The sequence below is a fragment of the Cryptosporangium arvum DSM 44712 genome (assembly GCF_000585375.1).
Lineage (GTDB): Bacteria > Actinomycetota > Actinomycetes > Mycobacteriales > Cryptosporangiaceae > Cryptosporangium > Cryptosporangium arvum.
This window is the reverse complement of record NZ_KK073874.1, coordinates 3,174,142-3,192,620: the sequence shown is the minus strand read 5'-3', so window position 1 is coordinate 3,192,620 and position 18,479 is coordinate 3,174,142. Positions and strand designations below refer to the sequence as shown.

At 72.6% G+C, this 18,479-nt stretch carries 26 protein-coding genes and 2 pseudogenes; 14 read left to right on the top strand and 14 right to left on the bottom strand.

Annotated features, from left to right (window positions below):
- Positions 1-238 precede the first annotated feature (238 nt).
- Genes CRYAR_RS14950 through CRYAR_RS14940 form a run of 3 tightly spaced genes read left to right on the top strand, consistent with a single transcriptional unit; the run spans position 239 to position 2,550 of the window.
- Positions 239-1,012, top strand: a complete 774-nt coding sequence (locus CRYAR_RS14950) for an inositol monophosphatase family protein (protein WP_035851395.1) — start codon at positions 239-241, stop codon at positions 1,010-1,012.
- Positions 1,009-1,626, top strand: a complete 618-nt coding sequence (locus CRYAR_RS14945; RefSeq protein WP_035851393.1) for an NAD(P)-dependent oxidoreductase — start codon at positions 1,009-1,011, stop codon at positions 1,624-1,626. The genes CRYAR_RS14950 and CRYAR_RS14945 overlap by 4 nt, the downstream gene beginning before the upstream one ends.
- Before the next feature lie 9 nt (positions 1,627-1,635).
- Complete coding sequence (locus CRYAR_RS14940) at positions 1,636-2,550, top strand: LysR family transcriptional regulator (RefSeq protein ID WP_035851389.1); 915 nt, start codon at positions 1,636-1,638, stop codon at positions 2,548-2,550.
- A gap of 19 nt (positions 2,551-2,569) precedes the next feature.
- On the opposite strand, the gene CRYAR_RS45270 is transcribed toward CRYAR_RS14940, so the two are convergent.
- A protein-coding gene (locus CRYAR_RS45270; RefSeq protein WP_169744990.1) for an IS5 family transposase occupies positions 2,570-3,441 on the bottom strand; the annotation gives its coding sequence in 2 pieces (ribosomal slippage) (positions 2,570-3,052 and positions 3,055-3,441; 870 coding nt in all).
- A gap of 3 nt (positions 3,442-3,444) precedes the next feature.
- A complete protein-coding gene (locus CRYAR_RS14925) occupies positions 3,445-3,855 on the bottom strand; it encodes a hypothetical protein (RefSeq protein WP_084700501.1) in 411 nt (136 codons plus the stop codon).
- A 3-nt stretch (positions 3,856-3,858) separates the two neighbouring features.
- On the opposite strand from CRYAR_RS14925, the gene CRYAR_RS47015 reads away from it, so the two are divergent.
- From CRYAR_RS47015 to CRYAR_RS14915, 5 genes and pseudogenes are all read left to right on the top strand, one after another.
- Entirely contained in the window at positions 3,859-3,999 is a 141-nt protein-coding gene (locus CRYAR_RS47015) for a hypothetical protein (RefSeq protein ID WP_157017685.1), read from the top strand.
- Positions 3,963-4,295 (top strand): annotated as a pseudogene (locus CRYAR_RS51265) (GNAT family N-acetyltransferase); the annotation flags it as partial. The gene CRYAR_RS47015 and the pseudogene CRYAR_RS51265, both read left to right, overlap by 37 nt.
- Complete coding sequence (locus tag CRYAR_RS50160) at positions 4,292-4,420, top strand: hypothetical protein (RefSeq protein WP_281174582.1); 129 nt, start codon at positions 4,292-4,294, stop codon at positions 4,418-4,420. The pseudogene CRYAR_RS51265 and the gene CRYAR_RS50160, both read left to right, overlap by 4 nt.
- Before the next feature lie 115 nt (positions 4,421-4,535).
- Entirely contained in the window at positions 4,536-5,393 is an 858-nt protein-coding gene (locus tag CRYAR_RS14920; protein ID WP_211247452.1) for an AraC family transcriptional regulator, read from the top strand.
- A gap of 66 nt (positions 5,394-5,459) precedes the next feature.
- On the top strand, positions 5,460-6,053 hold the full coding sequence (locus CRYAR_RS14915) for a dihydrofolate reductase family protein (protein WP_035851385.1): 594 nt from the start codon (positions 5,460-5,462) through the stop codon (positions 6,051-6,053).
- Here the strand turns inward: CRYAR_RS14915 and CRYAR_RS14910 are convergent.
- From CRYAR_RS14910 to CRYAR_RS14890, 5 genes are read right to left on the bottom strand one after another with little or no spacing between them, the layout of a single operon-like run.
- Entirely contained in the window at positions 6,050-6,304 is a 255-nt protein-coding gene (locus tag CRYAR_RS14910) for a DUF3253 domain-containing protein (RefSeq protein WP_035862597.1), read from the bottom strand. The two genes, CRYAR_RS14915 and CRYAR_RS14910, sit on opposite strands and share 4 nt — an antisense overlap.
- Positions 6,301-7,122, bottom strand: a complete 822-nt coding sequence (locus CRYAR_RS14905) for an Fpg/Nei family DNA glycosylase (RefSeq protein WP_035851383.1) — start codon at positions 7,120-7,122, stop codon at positions 6,301-6,303. Before CRYAR_RS14905 ends, CRYAR_RS14910 begins: the two co-directional genes overlap by 4 nt.
- Positions 7,123-7,129: 7 nt before the next feature.
- Positions 7,130-8,326, bottom strand: a complete 1,197-nt coding sequence (locus tag CRYAR_RS14900) for an MFS transporter (RefSeq protein ID WP_051570230.1) — start codon at positions 8,324-8,326, stop codon at positions 7,130-7,132.
- On the bottom strand, positions 8,323-8,877 hold the full coding sequence (locus tag CRYAR_RS14895; RefSeq protein ID WP_035851381.1) for a TetR/AcrR family transcriptional regulator: 555 nt from the start codon (positions 8,875-8,877) through the stop codon (positions 8,323-8,325). The genes CRYAR_RS14900 and CRYAR_RS14895 overlap by 4 nt, the downstream gene beginning before the upstream one ends.
- Positions 8,874-9,467, bottom strand: coding sequence for a sugar O-acetyltransferase (locus CRYAR_RS14890; protein ID WP_035851380.1), 594 nt, complete (start codon positions 9,465-9,467; stop codon positions 8,874-8,876). Before CRYAR_RS14890 ends, CRYAR_RS14895 begins: the two co-directional genes overlap by 4 nt.
- A 104-nt stretch (positions 9,468-9,571) precedes the next feature.
- Between CRYAR_RS14890 and CRYAR_RS14885 the strand changes: the two genes are divergently transcribed.
- On the top strand, positions 9,572-10,348 hold the full coding sequence (locus tag CRYAR_RS14885; RefSeq protein ID WP_035851378.1) for a class I SAM-dependent methyltransferase: 777 nt from the start codon (positions 9,572-9,574) through the stop codon (positions 10,346-10,348).
- A gap of 100 nt (positions 10,349-10,448) precedes the next feature.
- Here the strand turns inward: CRYAR_RS14885 and CRYAR_RS48020 are convergent, their stop codons facing one another.
- Positions 10,449-10,814, bottom strand: coding sequence for a hypothetical protein (locus CRYAR_RS48020; RefSeq protein ID WP_035851376.1), 366 nt, complete (start codon positions 10,812-10,814; stop codon positions 10,449-10,451).
- 251 nt (positions 10,815-11,065) lie between these two features.
- Between CRYAR_RS48020 and CRYAR_RS50700 the strand changes: the two genes are divergently transcribed.
- Both CRYAR_RS50700 and CRYAR_RS50695 read left to right on the top strand, forming a co-directional pair.
- Positions 11,066-11,356 carry a histidine kinase gene (locus CRYAR_RS50700; RefSeq protein WP_084700500.1) on the top strand — a complete coding sequence of 97 codons (291 nt, stop codon included), beginning with the start codon at positions 11,066-11,068 and terminating at the stop codon, positions 11,354-11,356.
- Positions 11,338-11,490, top strand: a pseudogene (locus CRYAR_RS50695) (response regulator); the annotation flags it as partial. The gene CRYAR_RS50700 and the pseudogene CRYAR_RS50695, both read left to right, overlap by 19 nt.
- A 95-nt stretch (positions 11,491-11,585) precedes the next feature.
- Here the strand turns inward: CRYAR_RS50695 and CRYAR_RS14870 are convergent.
- The 3 genes from CRYAR_RS14870 to CRYAR_RS14860 are packed head-to-tail and all read right to left on the bottom strand — an operon-like array spanning position 11,586 to position 14,604.
- Positions 11,586-12,596, bottom strand: coding sequence for an aldo/keto reductase (locus tag CRYAR_RS14870; RefSeq protein WP_035851372.1), 1,011 nt, complete (start codon positions 12,594-12,596; stop codon positions 11,586-11,588).
- 9 nt (positions 12,597-12,605) lie between these two features.
- A complete protein-coding gene (locus CRYAR_RS14865; RefSeq protein WP_035851370.1) occupies positions 12,606-12,983 on the bottom strand; it encodes a hypothetical protein in 378 nt (125 codons plus the stop codon).
- Between the two features lie 4 nt (positions 12,984-12,987).
- Entirely contained in the window at positions 12,988-14,604 is a 1,617-nt protein-coding gene (locus CRYAR_RS14860; protein WP_035851368.1) for a methyl-accepting chemotaxis protein, read from the bottom strand.
- A 139-nt stretch (positions 14,605-14,743) separates the two neighbouring features.
- Between CRYAR_RS14860 and CRYAR_RS14855 the strand changes: the two genes are divergently transcribed.
- Positions 14,744-15,403 carry a histidine phosphatase family protein gene (locus CRYAR_RS14855; RefSeq protein ID WP_035851366.1) on the top strand — a complete coding sequence of 220 codons (660 nt, stop codon included), beginning with the start codon at positions 14,744-14,746 and terminating at the stop codon, positions 15,401-15,403.
- On the opposite strand, the gene CRYAR_RS14850 is transcribed toward CRYAR_RS14855, so the two are convergent.
- On the bottom strand, positions 15,400-16,203 hold the full coding sequence (locus tag CRYAR_RS14850) for an endonuclease/exonuclease/phosphatase family protein (protein ID WP_035851363.1): 804 nt from the start codon (positions 16,201-16,203) through the stop codon (positions 15,400-15,402). The genes CRYAR_RS14855 and CRYAR_RS14850 overlap by 4 nt on opposite strands.
- Entirely contained in the window at positions 16,200-16,952 is a 753-nt protein-coding gene (locus CRYAR_RS14845) for an SDR family NAD(P)-dependent oxidoreductase (protein WP_035851361.1), read from the bottom strand. The genes CRYAR_RS14850 and CRYAR_RS14845 overlap by 4 nt, the downstream gene beginning before the upstream one ends.
- A 36-nt stretch (positions 16,953-16,988) precedes the next feature.
- Here CRYAR_RS14845 and CRYAR_RS14840 point away from each other — a divergent pair, with 36 nt between their 5' ends.
- Both CRYAR_RS14840 and CRYAR_RS14835 read left to right on the top strand, forming a co-directional pair.
- The gene (locus tag CRYAR_RS14840; protein WP_035851359.1) at positions 16,989-17,483 is read left to right on the top strand and encodes a hypothetical protein; all 495 of its coding nucleotides are present in this window, start codon (positions 16,989-16,991) and stop codon (positions 17,481-17,483) included.
- A gap of 16 nt (positions 17,484-17,499) precedes the next feature.
- Positions 17,500-17,700: a hypothetical protein gene (locus CRYAR_RS14835; RefSeq protein ID WP_035851357.1), complete on the top strand. Its 201-nt coding sequence runs from the start codon at positions 17,500-17,502 to the stop codon at positions 17,698-17,700.
- Here CRYAR_RS14835 and CRYAR_RS14830 read toward each other — a convergent pair.
- On the bottom strand, positions 17,697-18,473 hold the full coding sequence (locus tag CRYAR_RS14830) for an EI24 domain-containing protein (protein ID WP_084700498.1): 777 nt from the start codon (positions 18,471-18,473) through the stop codon (positions 17,697-17,699). The genes CRYAR_RS14835 and CRYAR_RS14830 overlap by 4 nt on opposite strands.
- Between the last annotated feature and the right edge of the window lie 6 nt (positions 18,474-18,479).

The following is an 18,479-nucleotide window of genomic DNA, read 5'->3' as shown; positions in this document are numbered from 1 at the left end:
GCCGCGCGGATGCTCGGCGACCTGGCCGCCGTTCCCCGAGCAGGCCGATCGATTCCTCACCCGGCTCGTCGGGCTCCCCCGGCCGGCCGCAGCCCCGCGTACCCGATCCCGCCGACGGCTCGATTGCGTCTGAGTAAATCGTCGATTGAGAATTGTGCATTTGATTTGTTTAGTGCTGCCCTTTTAACTGGACACGTCGCCGGATCGAGCGGCAATCTCCGTTAAAAGGATTGTTCCGATGTCCTATTCCGATCTTCTTCCGGCCGTTGTTTCCGCAGCTGAGCGGGCTGGATCCACGCTGCTGAAGTATTACTCGCCGACGTCGCGCCCGGCCGACCGAAAAGCGATGTACGAGGTCGGAATGCAAGCGGAGGCGGCCTCGCTCGCCGTCGTGAAAGCGGCGTTGGACGGGGTCGCGCCGAACGTGGGCTGGTACGACGACGATTCCGGCGAGCCGGTACCGGCCGGCGAGTGGTGGATCGTGGACGGGGCCGAGGGCGCGGTCAACCTCGTGCACGGGCTGGCGGAGTTCGGCGTCGTGATCGTGCTGATCCGGGACGGGGAGCCGCAGCTCGCCGTCGCGCGGCAGCCGATCGGCGACCTCACCTACGTCGCGGTGCGGGGCGGGGGTGCCTTCCTGAACGGCGAGCGCCTGCGGGTCTCGTCCAAACAGGATCTCGACGCGGCGATCGTCGCCGCAAGCCAGGCCGGGAACGGCTCGGAGACACACGAACGATTCGGCGCGACGTGGGCCGCGTTAGCCGACCGCGCGCTGCTCGTCCGCAACACGATCCCGACGACGTTCCCGCTGCTGGCGCTGGCCTCCGGTCAGTACGACGCGTTCTTCCAGTACGAGCCCGACCTGCCCGGCGCGGCGGCCGGGACGCTGCTGGCCACCGAGGCGGGGGGCGTCGCCACCGACCTGGCCGGCGAACCGTGGCGCCCGACGAGCACCGACGTGCTGGTCGCGGCCCCGGGTCTCCACCGGGCCGTGCGCGAGGTGCTCTCGTGAAGCTCACGATCCTCGGCGCGTCCGGCGGCGTGGGCGTGGAGCTCACCCGGCAGGCGGTCGAGCGGGGGCACGAGGTGGTGGCGATCTCGCGTCGTCCGGAGCGCGGTGCCGTTCCCGACTCGCCGCGGTTGACCCGGGTGCCCGCCGACGTGTTCGACCCGGAGTCCATCGGGACGGCGTTGAGCGGCGCGTCGACGGTGATCTCGGTGCTCGGGCTGGCCGACCGGCCCGGGGTGCTCACCGCCGGGTCCCAGGCCGTACTGGCCGCGGCGCCCGACCGGCTGCTGTGGCTCGGCGCTTTCGGGAGCGGACGTTCGGCCCGGGCCGCAGGCGCGCTCACCCGGACGCTGCTGGGCACCTTCCTGCGCGCGGAACTCGGGGACAAGGTCGCGGCCGACACCGCGATCCTGGACGGCGGCGGGACGGTGTTCCACGCCGGGCCGATGAGCAGCGGGCCGGTGAGTCCGCGCCGGCGGGCGGTCGACCTGTCGGAAGCGCCCCGGAAGCTGTTCCCGGCGTCGGTGAGCAAGGCGACGGTGGCCGCCGCGATGCTCGACGAGGCCGAGCACCCGTCCGGGCCGGGCGGCCGGGTGCTGGTACCACTCGCGTCCTAGATTGGGCCCATGCAGCTGGACCTCAATCTGCTGTCCGCCCTCGACGCGCTGCTGGAAGAGGGCAGCGTGGCGGGGGCGGCCGAGCGTCTGCGTCTCTCCTCGCCCGCGGTCAGCCGCACGCTCGGGCGGCTCCGGCGTCTCACCGGCGACGAGATCCTGGTGCGCACCGGCCGCACGATGACGCCGACGCCGTACGCGCTGGCGATCCGGGAACGGGTCCACGAACTGGTGCGCGACGCCGAAGCCGTGCTGATGCCGAGCCGCACGCTCGACCTGCACGAGCTCGACCGCACGTTCACGCTGCAATGTCACGACGCGCTCGCCACCGCGCTCGCCCCGATGCTGCTCACCGAGGCCGCGTCCCGGGCGCCGAAGGTGCGGATCCGGCTGCTCACCGAAGGCGCATCGGACACCGACGACCTGCGCCACGGACGCGTCGACCTGGAGATCGGAGCGGACCGGTCGGACCTCCCGGAGATCCGCTCGGAGACGATCGGGCACGACCGTTTCGTGCTGGTCATGAGCCCGGAACACCCCTGCGCCGAGGGCGAGATCGATCAGGAGCGGTACGCCGGGCAGACCCACATCCTGGTGTCCCGGCGAGGGCGGCTCGCCGACCCGGCCGACCGGATCCTGTCCGAGGCCGGCCGGCGACGCCGGGTCGTCGCCGCCGTGGGCAGCAGTGCGATCGCGCTGCACGCCGTCAGCCGGGGCCGGCATCTGCTGACCGTCCCCGAGGCCGTCTGCCGCCCGCTGATCGACGCGTTCGGCCTGGTGGTCCGGCCGCTCCCGGTGCCGCTGCCGCCGCTGCCGATCGTCTTCAGCTGGCACGAGCGGTTCGACCGCGACCCGGCGCACGCCTGGCTCCGCGCGGAGGTCAGCCGGGCACTCCGGACGACCACCCCGGGAATCAGCCCGGCCTAGGGCCTGTTTGAAAAGCTGGTCACCGTAGCCATTCGTTGATCGCGGCGATGTGCAGCGTCGTGAGAAAGCGGACGGCGAGTTTGTCGTAGCGAGTCGCGACCGCCCGGTAGCGCTTGAGGCGGTTGATCCCGCACTCGACCGCGTGGCGCTGCTTGTAGGTCTCGGCGTTGAACGTCGGTGGGCGGCCGCCGGCGCTGCCGCGACGTCGGCGGTGGGCCAACCGGTCGGCTGGTTCGGGGATGGTGGCGCGGATTCCGCGTCGGCGCAGGTAGACGCGGTTGGCGCGGGATCCGTAGGCCTTATCGGCTAGGACCCGCGCCGGCCGTGTCCTGGGCCTGCCGACTCGACCGGGGACACCGATCGCGTCGATCACCGGCTGGAACTGCGGCGCGTCTCCGGCCTGCCCGGCGGTGACCAGCAGCGACAGCGGACGCTGTCCGCCCTCGGCCGCGAGATGGATCTTGGTGCTCAACCCGCCGCGTGACCGTCCCAGACCATGGTCGTTGGGCTCTGCGGTGCACCCTCCCGGCGGTTGTTTCTGATCGACCCCCTTTTACGGGCGCCCGCGGCGTGCTGGTGAGCCCGGACCACGGTGGAGTCGACGGACACGTCCCAGGTGATCAGCCCCCGGGCCTGGGCGCGGGACTGCAGATCGGACACGATGCGCGCCCAGGTCCCGTCCCGCTGCCAGTCCCGGAACAGCGCATACGCGGTCTCCCACGGCCCATACCGTTCGGGCAGGTCCCGCCACGGCGCCCCGGTCCTCACCCGCCACCGGATCCCATCAATGACCTGCCGCCGCGAACGCGGCGGCCGACCACCCGGCTTAGCCGACGGCAACACCGCCGACAAGACTTCCCACTCCGCATTCGTCAGATCACCACGAGCCACGCATCACCCAACGAACGAAGCGCTTTTCAAACACGCCCTAGCCGACGACCAGGCTTTTTCGAAGGTGACCGCGTCGGTCTCCCACTGCGCCAGGTCCGGGTCGTAGAGATCGAGCGGCGGGTTGAACGGCCAGTCGTCGGGGCCGGTCCGGATCGCGGTGCCGTCGGGGTGGGCGTCGACCTGGCGCAGCCGGCGTCCGTCCGGACCGAGGTGCAGGTAGTAGAGGACCGGCTCCTCGTCCCAGGGTCGTCGGACGAACACGTCCCCACGGCCGGCGAGCGCGCCGAAACCCGGGCGGCCGCGCTGCGCGTTCCGATCGTCGCGCAGGTCGGCGAGACCGGTCGGGAGCGACGCGCTGTCGATGTCCACTTCGTCGAGCTCGTCGAACCGCGCCACGATCTGCGGGTCGGTCACGCCGTGGACCGGCGAGCCTCGTTCCTCGCCGCGATCGCCGAGCTGCGCGCCGAGGGACGCGGCGCCGAGACCGACCGGACCGAGATCGGTGGTGGGCCGAGGGCGGCGAGGACCTCGGTCGCATCGCGGTCCGGCACCGGTTGACGCCGCAGTTGCGCGAGGTGGGCGGTCACATCGGATACGACGTCCGGCCCTCCGCCCGCCGCCGCGGCCACGCCACCGCGATGCTCCGTACGGTTCTGCCGGTGGCGCGCTCGCTGGGAATCGGGCGAGCCACGGTGGACCCCCGGGTCCGGAGTTCGGGTCGCCGGGCGGCGAGGGACTGTCGCCGACCGAACGTTCGGGGCGTCGGGCCGCTGATCGAGCACCGGCCGGATCCGCGCGAAAGTAATGGCACCGCAGGGGGAACACACCGACTTCGTGGAGGAACGGCGACATGAGCGACTGCTACGGCTGGGACTACAACCAGGGCAACGACTGGGACTACAACGAGTGCAAGCCGCGCCGTCGCCGCCACCACAAGAAGCGCTACAACGACTGCTGGGACTACAACCCCTGCAGCTGACGCACCCCGCACCACCACCGGCCCGGAGCGCACCACGCGCCCCGGGCCGTCGCGCGTGCCGTTAGGTGCCTCCGGGGGTGTGCCCAGGTCGGCGGTCAAGGGTCATGCTGTGCGGGTGGAGTACGTGTCCCGAGTGCCGCGACCGCCGCTGGACGGGCTGATCGACGACCTCTACTACCTCGACGGCGCGCCGCCGTACGCGCGGTTCACCGTGCCGCCCGCGCCGTCGGCGTTGCTCGTCGTCAACCTCGGGGCGCCGTTCCGGATCCGTGGGGGCGCCGACCTCGAGGCGGCCGAGTACGCCGACGGCTGTGTGATCACGATGCCCACCCGCGCGTACGAGTTCGGCTACCCGCCGGACACCCGGTCGGTCGGTGTGCACGTCAAACCGTGGGGATTGGCGCCGTTCCTGCCGATGCCCGCGGCCGAGCTGCGTGACCGGCCGGTGGCGGTGGAGCAGGTGTGGGGCCGGTCGGCGGTCGCACGGCTGCGTGAGCGCCTGGCCGCGGCGGCCGGGCCGCACGAGATGCTGACGCTGCTCGAGGACGAGCTGCGGCGGCGGCTGGGCGCGGCCGCGGAGCCCGGCGGGACCACCGGCCTGGAGCTGGTCCGGCACGCGAGCGGCGTCATCGCGGCGACCGGCGGAACGGTGGCGATCGGCGACCTCACGACGGCCGCCGGGGTCAGCAGCACCCACCTGGCCCGGCGGTACACCGAGCTCGTCGGGGTCACGCCCAAGCGGCTGGCCCGCACCCACCGGCTGATGGCGACCGTGTTCGCGATCGACCCGGCCGGACCGATCGACTGGGGTGCCCTCGCCCACGGTGCGGGCTACTTCGACCAGGCCCACTTCGGCCACGAGGTGCGGGCGCTCACCGGGCTCACGCCCACCCGGTACGTCGAGGTCCGGCAGCGGTTCCGGCGTGAACATCCCGGCCACGTGCTGGACGGCTGGCCGCTTCCGGCCGATTGATTTCCTACAAGAGCGGCGACCCGCGCCGCGCTACCGTCGGGGCACCCGAAGCAGAAGGAGAGCCCCGTGGGCAGAGTGGTCATGTACGCCTCGGTGTCGGTGGACGGCTTCGTCGCCGACGCACACGACCGGCCCGGACCGTTGTTCGACTGGCTGACCGGCGGTGACGTCCCGCTGGACGACAGCGGCGTACTGGCGGTGTCGCAGCGGTCGTACGACTACGTCCGGCCGTACTGGGACCAGATCGGGGTGACGATCGCCGGCCGCCACGTCTTCGACCTGACCGACGGCTGGGACGGCACCCCGCCGAGCGGCGTCGAGCACGTGGTCGTCGTGACGCACCGGCCGGCGCCCGAGGGCTGGGATCCCGGCGCGCCGTTCCACTTCGTCGACGGTGTCGAGGCGGCCGTGGCCACGGCGCAGAAGCTCGCGGGTGAGCGTGTCGTCGAGGTCGCCGCCGGTGACGTCGGGGGTCAGGTGCTGGCCGCGGGGCTGGTCGACGAGGTGCGCATGGACGTCGTCCCGGTGGTGTTCGGGGCCGGCAAGCGCTACTTCGGGTCGGTCGACGCCCAGCACCTGCTGGACGACCCCGACGTGGTGATCCCCGGCAACCGGGTGCTCCACCTGCGCTACCCGGTGCGCCGCTCCACCGGCGGCTAGCTCCGGACGCGTCGGATCCGGATCGGGCCCGTGGCCGTCTCCGGGTCGACCACCTCGCCGCCCTGGGTGATCTCGACCTGCCCGGCCGTCACCAGGCGCCGGGCGGCGGCCCGCACCGGTTCCATCATCGATCGCCAGTCGTCGCCGCCGACGAGCCGGGCCACCTCGGACGGGCAGATGGTGGCCCCGGCCGCGCGCCGGGCCAGCAGGTCGACGATCGACGACTCGAGCCGCGCGTCGGACGGGCTCACCTCGTCGGCCCCGGACCGGGCTGGCAGCGCGGGCACCACCAGGTGCGGCGGCGTTCGGGGTCGCCGCTGACCTCGGCCACCACCTCGATCGGGGTACCGCAGCGCCGGCACGGACGCCCGGCCCGGCCGGACACCCAGTGGCTGTTCCCGGGCCGGGTGTCACCGGTGGTGACCTGCATGGCGCCGGGGGTGCTGACCGAGAACCGCAGCAGCCGGGCCGCCAGGTCGACGAGCGTGGGCACGTCGACGTCGCGCATCGGGGTCCAGGGCGAGAGCCCGCGCAGGTAACACAGTTCGTTGACCCAGAGGTTGCCCAGGCCGGCCATCCGGGTCTGGTCGAGCAACGTGGCGCTGACCGGCCGGTCGGCGTCCGCGGCGAGCCGGGCGATCGCCTGGTCGCGGTCCCAGTCCTCGCGCAGCGGATCGGGGCCGAGGTGAGCGGTCAGTTGCCCCTCGTCGGCGGTCCTCACCAGCTCGACCACCGGAAGCTTGAGCCCGGCGGCGCTGCGGCCGTCCGCGAACTCCAGCCGGATCCGCACGTCCGGCTCGACCCGGCGGGGCAGCCGTTTGCCGGGGCCGAGCACTGTCCAGGAGCCGTCCATCCGCAGGTGGGTGTGGAGCGTGAGCGGGCCGCTGTGCGGGTCGTCGAACCGCGTCAGCAGGTGTTTGCCGTGGGTGTGGGTCGCCAGCAGCGTGGCGCCGGACAGGTCGGCGGTGGCGTGGCGCGGAACCCGGAAGTCGGAGCGGCGCACCACCTGCCCGCGCAGCCGGTCGTTCAGCCGGCGCGCGAGCGCGAACACGGTGTCTCCCTCGGGCATCGCCCCATCATCTCCCGTGCACCGCGGTCCGGCGCGGCGGCGAGCCGCCACGCACCCCCCGCTCCGGCAGGCCGGTCGCGAGCAGCAGGCCGACCGCGACCAGGCCCGCGGTGATCGAGAGCGACCGCAGAATGCCGACGTGGTCGGCGGCGAAGCCCAGCAGCGGCGGCCCGGCGAGGAACGCGGTGTAGCCGATCGTGGAGACGACGCCGACCCGCGCGGCGGCGCGGCGGGGATCCTCGGCGGCCGCGCTGATGCCCAGCGGGAAGCCCATCGCGGTACCGAGGCCCCAGCCGACGACGCCGATCACGGCGGTCAGCGGGTTCGGCCCGAAGACCGTCGCCATCAGGCCGGCCAGCGCCACGACCGCACCGACCCGGATCACCGGCCGGGGCCCGAAGCGGTCCACCAGCGGTGGCCCGAACCAGCGGCCGACGGTCATCGCGGCGACGAACAGCGCGAACGTCAGCGATCCGCCGGCGACCGACGTCCGGTGGCCTTCGATCATCGCCGAGGCGAGCCAGTCGTTGCCGGTTCCCTCGGAGAAGCCCATCGTGAGCACGAACAGACCGAGGACGAGCGTGCGTGGCTCGGTCCACGCGCGGAGGGCGGAACCGGCCGGGCGGTCCTCCGGCGTCTCCGCCCGGAGATACCACCGGGTGGAGAGCGGCACCGCGACGCCGATGAGCAGCCCGACCGCGACCAGGTGAGCGGTGACGGGGACGCCCACGGCAGCGCACGCGGCGGCGACCGCGGCACCGACAACGGTCCCCGCGCTCAGGGAGGCGTGGAAGCGGGACATGATCGCGACGCCGCGGGCCTGCTCGACCGCGGCGGCCTCGACGTTCATGGCGACGTCCCAGACGCCGGTGGCCAGGCCGAGCAGGGCGAGGCCCACCGCCGTGACGACGACGGAACCCGGCGCGCCGAGACCGGCCAGGCCGAGTCCGGTCGCACCGGCCAGGCCGGCCGCCGCCACCGCGCGACGCGGCCCGCTGCGCGCCACGAACGCCCCGGCCACCAGCAGCGACGCGATCGACCCCGCGGGCAGCGCGAGCAGCAACAGCCCGAGCTCGCGGGCGTCCAGACCCAGCTGCGACCGGACGCTCGGGATCCGCGCGGCCCAGGTGGCGAACAGGAACCCGCTGCCGCTGAACGCCAGGTAGACGGCCACGGTGGACGAGCGCAGCGACGCGGCGGTCATCGGACGGCGTCGGGGACGAGCCGGCGGACCGCGTTCCGGATGACGTCGGCGTCCACCGGGCGGGTGGACAGCGTCGCGTGCAGGATCAGCCCTTCGATCAGCGCGTCGAGCGCCTCGGCGGTCTCCGGGTCGAAGTGGAGCTCCAGCAGGCGGCGGGTGCGCTCCATCCAGGACTGCGTGATCGTGCGCAGGGACGGGTCGCGGGCGGCCGCCGCGTAGAGCTCGTACGTGAGCACCGCGCTGCGCTGGTTGTCGGCCAGGTCGGCGAGCATCGTGTCGACGACCCGCGCCCGGGCGTCCGTGCCCGGCTCGATCGCGCTCATCCGTGCCTCGAACAGCGCCGCCTCGGTCTCGGCCAGGTGCGTGAACGCGGCGGTCAGCAACTCGTCGAGGCTGGTGAAGTGGTAGGTGACCGATCCGAGCGGCACGTCGGCGGCGGCGGCCACCCGCCGGTGGGTGGTGCCGGCGACACCGCGTGCGGCGACGACGTCGAGCGTGACCTCGATCAGCCGCTGCCGACGATCGGGCTCGTAGCGGCGGCGGCTCGTCATTCGTCGTAGACCGACCGGATGACCCGGGCCGGGTTCCCGACCGCGACGACGTCGGCCGGGACGTCCTTGGTGACGACCGCCCCGGCGCCGATGATCGAGTTCGCGCCGATGGTGACACCGGGGCAGATCACGGCCATGCCGCCGATCCAGACGTTGTCGCCGATCGTGATCGGCAGCGCCGCCTCCCACTTGGCGCGGCGCGGCTCCGGGTGGATCGGGTGCGTGGGCGTCAGCAACTGCACGTTCGGGCCGATCAGGACGTCGGTGCCGATCCGGATCGGGGCGACGTCGAGCGCCATCAGCCCGAAGTTGACGAACGTGCGGTCGCCGATGTGCAGGTGGCTGCCGTAATCGACGTGCAGCGGCGGGCGCAGGTCGACCTCGTCGCCGATCGTGCCCAGCAGCTGCTCGAGCAGGGCCCGGCGCCCGGCCGGATCACGCGGGTCGCTGTCGTTGAACGCCTTGGTCAGCACCATCGCCTGGCGCATCTCGGCGTCCAGCTCCGGATCGGCGCCGCGGTACAGGTCTCCGGCGAGCATGCGCTCACGCATCGATCGCAGATCGCCTTCGGCCGGGTCAGCACGGTTCATGCGTACGATCGTACACTGAGCGTACGATCGTACGCATCGGAACTCCAGGGCTGACGTCGTACGCGCCGACTGTCACGATCGGAGGGATCCGACCGGAGGCGTCGATGAACTCGTTCCTCACTACCGGCCATGCCTACGACGGCTACATGGGTCGGTATTCGCGTCCGCTGGCGACGCTGTTCGCCGACTCCGCCGGCGTCGCGCCGGGCTGGTCGGCCTTGGACGTCGGGTGCGGCCCCGGTGCGCTCACCCGGGTGCTCGCGGACCGGCTCGGGCCGGAGCGGGTCTCGGCCGCCGACCCGTCGCCGCCGTTCGTCGCCGAGTGCGCGGCCGCGCTGCCGGGCGTCACGGTCCGGGCCGGACGCGCCGAGGACCTCCCGTTCGGCGACGCGGCCTTCGACTGCGCGCTGGCCCAACTCGTGATCCACTTCGTGGCCGACCCGCACGCGTTCGGCCGGGAGCTCCGCCGGGTCGTGCGCCCCGGCGGCGTCGCCGCGGCCTGCGTCTGGGATTTCGCCGGGGGAATGCAGATGCTCCGGCTCTTCTGGGACGCGGCGCTGACGATCGACCCGTCCGCACCCGACGAGGCCCGGACGCTGAAGTTCGGACGCGACGGCGAGATCGCCGCGTGGCTGGCGGCGGCCGGCTTCACCGGCGTCACCGAGACGGTGTTGTCGGTGAGCTCCACCTACGCCTCGTTCGACGAGTTGTGGAACGGCTATCTCGCCGGGATCGGGCCCGCGGGCGTCTACTGCGTCGGCCTGCCCGACGACCAGCGCACGGCGGTGCGCGCGGAGCTGTTCCGCCGGCTCGGCTCCCCCACCGGTTCGTTCACCCTGAGCGCCCTGGCCCGCTCCGCCTCCGGCCGCAACCCCGGATAACCACCCCGGCACCAACCAGGGGCGGTACCCGGTCGGGGGCGGAGCGCGAACCTCGAGGTATGGCGCTCGAAAACCTCGCTCCCGGCCTCGCGCTCCTCGCCTATCTCGTGACCCGGCAGATCCGGTGGGTGCCGGTCGACACCACCCGGATCTGGCGGCTGCCGATCGTGCTCGGGGTGGTCGGCCTGCTGACCGTCGGCTCCGGCCACGCCCGGCTGAGCACCGCTGACGTGGCGGTGCTCGTCCTGTCGGCGATAGTCGCGCTCGGATCCGGCACCGCGAGGGGCCGGCTGGCGCAGTTCCGCCCGATCCCGCCCACCGCCGCGACGCCGAAGCGGATGCGCAACGGCGCGCTGCCGACGCTGGAGACCCGGATCGTGGTGATGATCGTCGCCGGCTCGGTCACCGCGTGCGCCACCGACCTGATCGGGTTCGTTCCCGCGATCGCCGGTCTGCTGGCCTGCATCGGCGGCCCCGGCCGTCCGTGGCGGGACGTCGCCGTCGTGGTCGCCGCCTCGGCCGCCCTGCTCCCGGTCGGCGCCGTGCCGTGGCCTCCCCCCGTCAGCCTGCTGATCTCCGCGCTCTCGTTCCTGCTGGCCGTCGTCCTCGGCGGGTTGAGCCGGCGGCAGTTCCGCGCCGCCGAGGCGCAGACCCGGGCGTTGCTGGGAGGAGCGTCTCGCCGTCGAACAGGAACGCGCGCTCCCCGAACGGTCACGCATCGCCCGCGATCTGCACGCCGTACTCGCGCGCTCCCCCGGCGGCCTGGTCATCCAGCTCGACGCCGGGGACGCCCTGCTCGAATCCGGACGCGACGCCGAAGCCCGCGAGCGGGTGATCGCCGCGCGCGGACTCGCGGTGGACGGTCTGGCCGAGGCCGGACGAGCGGTCACCGCGCTGCGCGAGCCGGTCGGTGACGTCGACGCGGTCCTCGACGAGCTGACGACCACGCACCGTGAACTCGGGGGCGAGGTGGCCGTGGAGCGGTCCGCGTGCGCGACGTGCTGGTGACGCTGCTCGGTCTCACCGACGACATCGAGGTCGCGGGCGCCGCCGCCGACGGCGCCGAGGCGGTGCGCCTGGTCGAGGAGACCCGGCCCGACGTCGTCCTGATGGATCTGCGGATGCCGAACCTGGGCGGGGCCGACGCGACGCGCGACCGCGCGCGACCGCGCGCACGCGATCGCGATGGCCCTGGGCCGGGACGTCTGGACCCCACCCGCCGGCGGCCCGGGCGGCGTCAGCGGTTGGTCGCGAGGTCACGCATCGACGCGTCGTACGGGTACGGCGCGGTCACCTCGCTGACCGCGGTCAACCGCTCCAGCTCCTCGCCGGACAACTCCCAGCCCACCGCGCCGAGGTTGTCCTCGAGCTGGGAGAACTTGGACGCACCGAGGATCGGCGCGGTCACGCCGGGGCGCTGCAGCACCCAGCGCAGCGCCACCTGCGCGACGCTCCTGCCCCGCGCGTCGGCGATCGCGCGCAGCTCGTCCAGGATCGACCACGTGGTCTCGTTCGCGTACGCGGCCCAGGTCTCGCTCCACCCCTGCGCCTCGGCGGTCTTCACCCGCGAGCCGTCGGGGGCACCGGCCATCTCCCGGGTGTAGCGCCCGGACAGCCACCCGCCACGCAGCGGCGACCACGGCAGCACGCCGAGTCCCTCGGCCTCGCAGACCGGGATCAGCTCCCACTCGGTCGGCCGGGCCAGCAGGCTGTACTGCGGCTGCAGGGTCAGGAAGCGCTCGTACCCGGCGGCCCGGCTGACGTCGAGCATCTTCTGCAACTGCCAGCCGACGACGTTGCTCGCCCCGATGTAGCGGACCTTGCCCGCCGTGACCAGCGAGTCGAGCGTGGAGAGCGTCTCCTCCAGCGGGGTCGCCCGGTCCCAGCCGTGGATCTGGTAGAGGTCGACGTAGTCGGTGCCCAGCCGGCGCAGGCTGGCGTCGATCGAGGCCAGGATGTGCTTGCGGCCGAGGCCGACGTCGTTGACGCCGGGACCGCTGGGGAACCGGACCTTGGTGGCGATCACCCACTGCTCGCGGTCGCGGTCCTTCAGCCAGCGGCCGGTGACCTCCTCCGACGCTCCCCCGCCGTAGACGTCGGCGGTGTCGATGAAGTTGCCACCGGCGTCGGCGAACAGGTCGAGCATACGGCGGCTGTCGGCTTCGTCGGCCTCCCGGCCGAACGTCATCGCGCCGAGGCAGAGCTCGCTGACCGTCGTGCCGGATCGTCCCAGGTACCTGTATTCCATGGCCTCCAGTCAAGGCCCTGGAGTGCGCTCCAGGTCAAGCGTGACGTCACAAATGCTGCTGACCTGCTGCGACAGGCGCCGGGCCCGGGTCAGCCGGGACTTGGTGATCGCGGCCCACTCGTCCACGACACGCAGCTGAGCGCGCATCGCGTCGACCCGCGCGGCGTCGACCGCGCAGGCCGCGGCCGACACCTCGGACTGCGGGCTCCCGCCCTCGGTGACCGCGGCGAACTCGGCCGCGCGCACCTGGAGTTGCCGGGCCGTGCCGGCGAACTCCGAGAGCAGCTGATCGCACCGGGCCTGGGCGACGCGGTCCTCGGCGTCCGCGACCGCGCAGGCCTCGGTCAGCGCTTCGCGCTGGGCTTCCAGTTCTTCGACGAGGCCCATGACGTCACACCCGGAAGCGGCTGACCAGCGCCTGGAGGTCCGAGGACATCCGGGAGAGCTCCTCGGCCGAGCGCTGCGTCTCACCGACGGTGGTCGAGGTGGTCTGGGCGGCCGCGGCGACGCTCGCGATGTTGTCGGCGATGCTCGTCGACCCGGTGGAGGCCTCCATGATCGAGCGGCTCATCTCGTTGGTGGTGGCGGTCTGCTCCTCCACCGCCGACGCGATCGTCATCTGGTAGTCGTTGATCTGCGCGATGATCCCCGAGATCTGCTCGATCGCCGCCACCGCCGAATCGGTGTCGGCCTGGATCGCCTCCACCCGCTTGGAAATGTTCTCGGTCGCCTGCGCGGTCTCCTGCGCCAGATCCTTGACCTCGTTCGCGACCACCGCGAACCCCTTACCGGCCTCACCGGCCCGCGCCGCCTCGATCGTGGCGTTGAGCGCCAACAGGTTGGTCTGCTCGGCGATCGAAGTGATCACCTTCACCACGTTGCCGATCTCCACCGACGACTCACCGAGCTTCGCCACGGTCGCGTTGGTCTGGGCGGCGGCGTCGACCGCACGGGACGCGACACCGGCGGCGTCGTTCGCCGACTGCGAGATCTCGCGGATCGCCGAGCCCATCTCCTCGGTACCGGCCGAGACGGTCTGGACGCTGCGGGAGACGTCCTCGGCGGCCGAGGCGAGCACGCTGGTCTGCGCGGACGTGTCCGCGGCCGTACCGGAGATCGCCTCGGCGGAGGCGGTGAGCTGCTGCGAGGAGTCCGCGAGCGTCCGCGCGGAGCTCGAGAGCGCCGAGACCGTCTGCCGGATCGAGTCGATCGCCCGGTTGACGGCCTCGGCCATCCGGCCCACCTCGTCCCCGGAGTCGACGCGGGCCTGGCGGGTGAGGTCGCCGTTGGCGACGCCGTCGAGCACTTCCTGGACGTGGTTGAGCCGGCTGATGATCGCGCGGCTGACGATCACCGCGAGAGCCAACGCCGCGAGCAGGCCGACGACGAGCACGATCGCGATCATCGTGCGCGCGCCGACGACCGTCTTGTGCGAGTCGCTCGCGTCCGCCGCCGAGTCCTCGGCCTCGAGGTTGTTCAGCGCCGTGAGCGTTACGCCGAACGCCTTCTCGACCCGGGCGAACTCCGCGTTCATCGCGGCGGTGTTGGCCGGCGCGGGCACGCTGGCCGGCAACGGGTCCTTGAACAGGATGTTGTTGGCCAGCGCGGTGTAGGTGGTGAACGCCTCGTCGAAGTCGGCGACCTGCTTCTTCCACTCCGCCGAGTCGCTCGGGTTCTTCTGGAACTCGGCGAAGGCCGAGCTGACCGCCGCCTCGCCGTCCTTGATCTGCTGCTGGCTCGTGGTGTCGGTCGGCGCGACGTAGATGTTCAGGATGCCGCGGTAGAGCTTCGCGAGCCCCGCCTCCATGTCGACCAGAGCGTTCAGCCGGGCGATGTTCTCGGTCTGCAGCTTCTGGATCTTGCCGTCGATCGTGCCGAGCCGCTGCCATGCGAGCCCGCCCGTGATCAGCGCGACCACCGCGATCACCGCCACCGACATCAGGATCTTCTGCCCCACACCGAGACCGGAGAGCTTGCCGCCGCTTTCCGTGCCGGACGTCGATACCATGCGTTGCCTCGACCTCGTGTACGTGACCGTTGCCGGCCGCCCGCCAGATATCGCTCCCATCGGCCGGGACGGAGCCGGGCTGAGTGTTTGAGACAATTGAGGAGTACGTCCCCTCACTCTCGCGGAGTTGAACCCCGGCATGCGCCTGATCCTGATCCGCCACGGCCAGACTCCGTCGAACGTCGCCCACCTGCTCGACACCGGCGTCCCCGGCCCCGGTCTGACCGAGCTCGGCCTCGACCAGGCGGCCGCGCTGCCGGGTGCGCTGGCCGACGAGAACATCGAGGTGCTGTTCGTCTCCACGCTCGTCCGCACGCACCTCACGGCGGCGCCGCTGGCCTCCGCGCGCGGGCTGGAGCCGGTCGTCCGCGACGGGCTGCGCGAGGTGGTCGCCGGTGACCTGGAGATGCTCAGCGACCACGAGTCGGTGAAGACGTACCTGGAGACGGTGTTCGGCTGGTCGGCCGGCCGCACCGAGCTGCGGATGCCCGGCGGCGAGGACGGTACCGAGTTCCTCGGCCGCTACGACGCGGTGATCGACGAGGCCGCCGCGACCGGGGCGGGCACGGTGGCCCTGGTCAGCCACGGTGCGGCGATCCGCGCCTGGGTGGCCGCCCGCGCCGCGAACGTCGACGTCGAGTGGGCCGCCGAGCACGCGCTGAGCAACACCGGCATCGTGACGCTGGAGGGCGCGCCCTCCGACGGCTGGAAGGTCGTCACCTGGGAGGGCCAGGCCGTCGACCTGCCGGAGGAGCCGGAGGACAGCGGTCCCACCGGTCAGCCACTGCACGAGGGTTAGACGGAATACACCAGGTCGGTCAGCACGCCGTGGTGGTCGCTGAGCGGATTCTCCTCGCCGACGACCGCGGCGCCGACGACGCGGGCACCCGGGCCGGACCCGACGAAGACGTAGTCGATCCGGTAGCGGACGCCGGGCTGCCCGACCAGCCGTTCGATCTCGGCGGCGCCGAGCGGGTTGTCGACGGTCCAGGTGTGGCCGGGCCCGTCGCCGGCGACCGCCCACACGTCGTGGTAGTAGGCGCTGCGGCCCTCGAGTGACTGCAGGCCGCTCAGGAACCGGATGCTCGCGGACTCCGGCACCGCGTTGAAGTCACCGGCGACGATCGTCGGCAGCCGCGTGCGGTGCCGGGCGTCGAGGGCGGCGAGCTCGAGCATCTGCCGCTCCCGCCAGGCTTCGGCGTCGGGCTTCCAGAACGTCGTCGGCGTGAGCAGCAGCACCGGACCGGCGCCGGGGAGCTCGACCGACGCGGCAAGCGTGTACCAGTAGACGCCCTCGGGGGTGCGGCCGTCGACGACCTCCAGGACCCGGTGCGGCCAGCGGGTCGCGATCGCGCTGCCGCCGTAGACGTCCGCGTCCGGCGGCAGGTGCTCGAGGATCTCCGCCTGGTGCGTGGTGCGCAGGCCGACGCCGTCGACCAGCTCCGCGAGCTGGTCGCGGGTGTCGTCGGGGTAGCGGACCTCCGGGAACACGACGATGTCCGGCGCGAGCCGCCGCAGTTCGGCGTTGATGCGCGCGGTGCGGCCCGGGTCGCCGGCGTCGTGCTGGACGTTCAGGGTGAGCACGCGGACCCGGGTCACGGGAGCGGGATGCCGCTGAGCGTGGCGCAGTAGTCGACGAGTGCGTCCTCGGACTCGGCGGTCGACGGCAGCGCGGAGTGGGGTTCCCGGTGGTAGAAGTAGGCGCCGGTCGCCGGGGCGTCGGTGACCGCGAGCCAGGCCTGCGTGTCGGCGCCGAGCCGCAGGTCGTCGGGGGCGCCGCGGCCACCCATCCGGGTCGGCACCCAGCCCGGGTCGACGGCGTTCGCGCGGACGTCCGGCCAGCGGCGGGCCACCGCGCGGCTGAGCATCAGGTCGTAGAACTTGCTCTCGGAGTAGGCCCGCGAGCCGTTCCACCGCCGATCGACCCATTGCGGGTCGTCGAGGTCGGGGCGGCCGCTCTGGTGCATGCCCGAGCTCAGGTAGACCAGGCGTGCGGGAGGGGTGATCAGCGCGGTCAGCACGTACGGCGCCAGCACGTTCACCGCGAACACGTGCGCCAGCCCGTCGGCGGTCTCGATCCGGCGCGGCTCCTGGTAGCCCACCGCGACGTTGTGGATGACGGCGTCGTGCGGGCCCAGCGCGTCGACCTGCTCGGCCACCGAGCGCATCGCGTCGAGGGTGGAGACGTCACCGACCACGACGTCGGCCTCCGGCAGTGCTTTGCGGATTTGGTCGGCGCGCTCCTCGCGGCGGGCGTGCAGCGTCAGCCGGTGGCCCTCACCGGCGAGCTGACGCGCGGCCAGCAGCCCGAGGCCGTCGGCGGATCCGGTGATGAAGACTCGAGACATGCGGCCTAGCTTGCCTCGCCGCGTAGGCTGCCGCCCGTGAAACCACTCGCCCGGGCCGCGTACGTGGTGGGCGTCGGTGCGGCGCTGCTGGTCGCGGCATTGTTCCTACCCCGCTCGCGCACCGTCGACGCGATCACCGGCACCGACGCCAGCCGGCCGAACACCGCCGAGGCGCTGCTGCTGCTCGCCGCCGTGCTCGTGGCGGGGGTGCTGGCGGTCGTCGGGCTGACCCGGTCCCGACCCTGGTTCGTCGCCGCCGCGGGCATCCCCGGGTTCCTGACCTCGCTCGCCTGGCTCTGGTACGTCGTCGACCTGCGTAGCGGCAACCGGGACCTGAGCTCGTGCGCCCACGAGTACTTCTGCACGGCGCTGCTGCGGGTGCGCCCCGACGTCGGCGCGTACCTGATCGTCGTCGCGGGGCTGGTGATCACGCTGGGCGGCGCGATCGCCGTGGTGATCGCGCGCCGGCCGGCCCCGAAGCCGACGGGGACGAAGCCGACCGGGGCGAAGCCGACCGGGGCGCCCGACTAGCGATGACGCGAGCCGAATGTCGGTGCCGAGCAGCCGGTGCGGGCGCAGACCGAACACCGCCCCGGCGGATGCCGCGCTCAGCGTGGCGTCGTTCGTCGTCTTCGCGCTCACCGCGGACGTCGACGACACACAGCACCGCATCGCGGTCGCCGACGCGGTCCTCCCGGTGCTGCTCGGGACGGCGACCGCCCTCCCGGACCGGCGCGTTGCGCCCTAGTCGATCGGCTGGCCGTGGACGCGGCGGGTCAGCAGGGTCCCGCCGGCGATCGCCGCCGGAACCACCACGATGTTGGCGAACGGCACCAGCGCCAGCGCCGCCACCGGGATCCCGAACCCAAGCGCCAGCGCCCGGTGCTGCCGCAGCACGCGCCGGCGCTCCTTGAGGAAGACGCCCCGCCGGTTGAACGGAATGCCGGTCAGGTCGAGGCTGAGCAGCCAGCCACCGATGAGCAGGGCCAGGATCGGCGCGAGGACCTGCCCCACGAACGGCACCAGCCCGATCAGCAGCACCGGGATCGTGAGCAGGAGCTGCGTGCCGATCACCCGGATCGAGTCGGCGGCGTTACGCGGCAGCGTCTTGTGCCAGGGCAGCTCGGGGTGGTCGACGGCGCCGAGCCGGCGCTCGATCTCCTCGGAGATCTTCTCGTAGAACGGGTCACCGATGATCAGCGTCAGCGCCGTGTAGACGATGACCGAGAGCCACAGCGCCCCGATGACGATCGTGACCTCGATCAGGAGCTCGGCGGCTTTCCGCGCGTCGGCCGACCAGCCGCCGGCGAAGGACCCCGCGATCCACCCGCCGAGGTCGTCGAGGAACACCAGCAACGTGACGAACGCCGCCAGCAGGACGAAGAACGCGATCACCGCCGGGATCAGACCCAGCAGCAACAACCCGGGGTACTTCGCGTACATCCCGAAGCCGCGCCCGAGCAGCCGCAGCCCCCAGACGAACTCGGAACCGGCGGTGGGGCGGGGGGTCACGGCGCTCACGCCGCG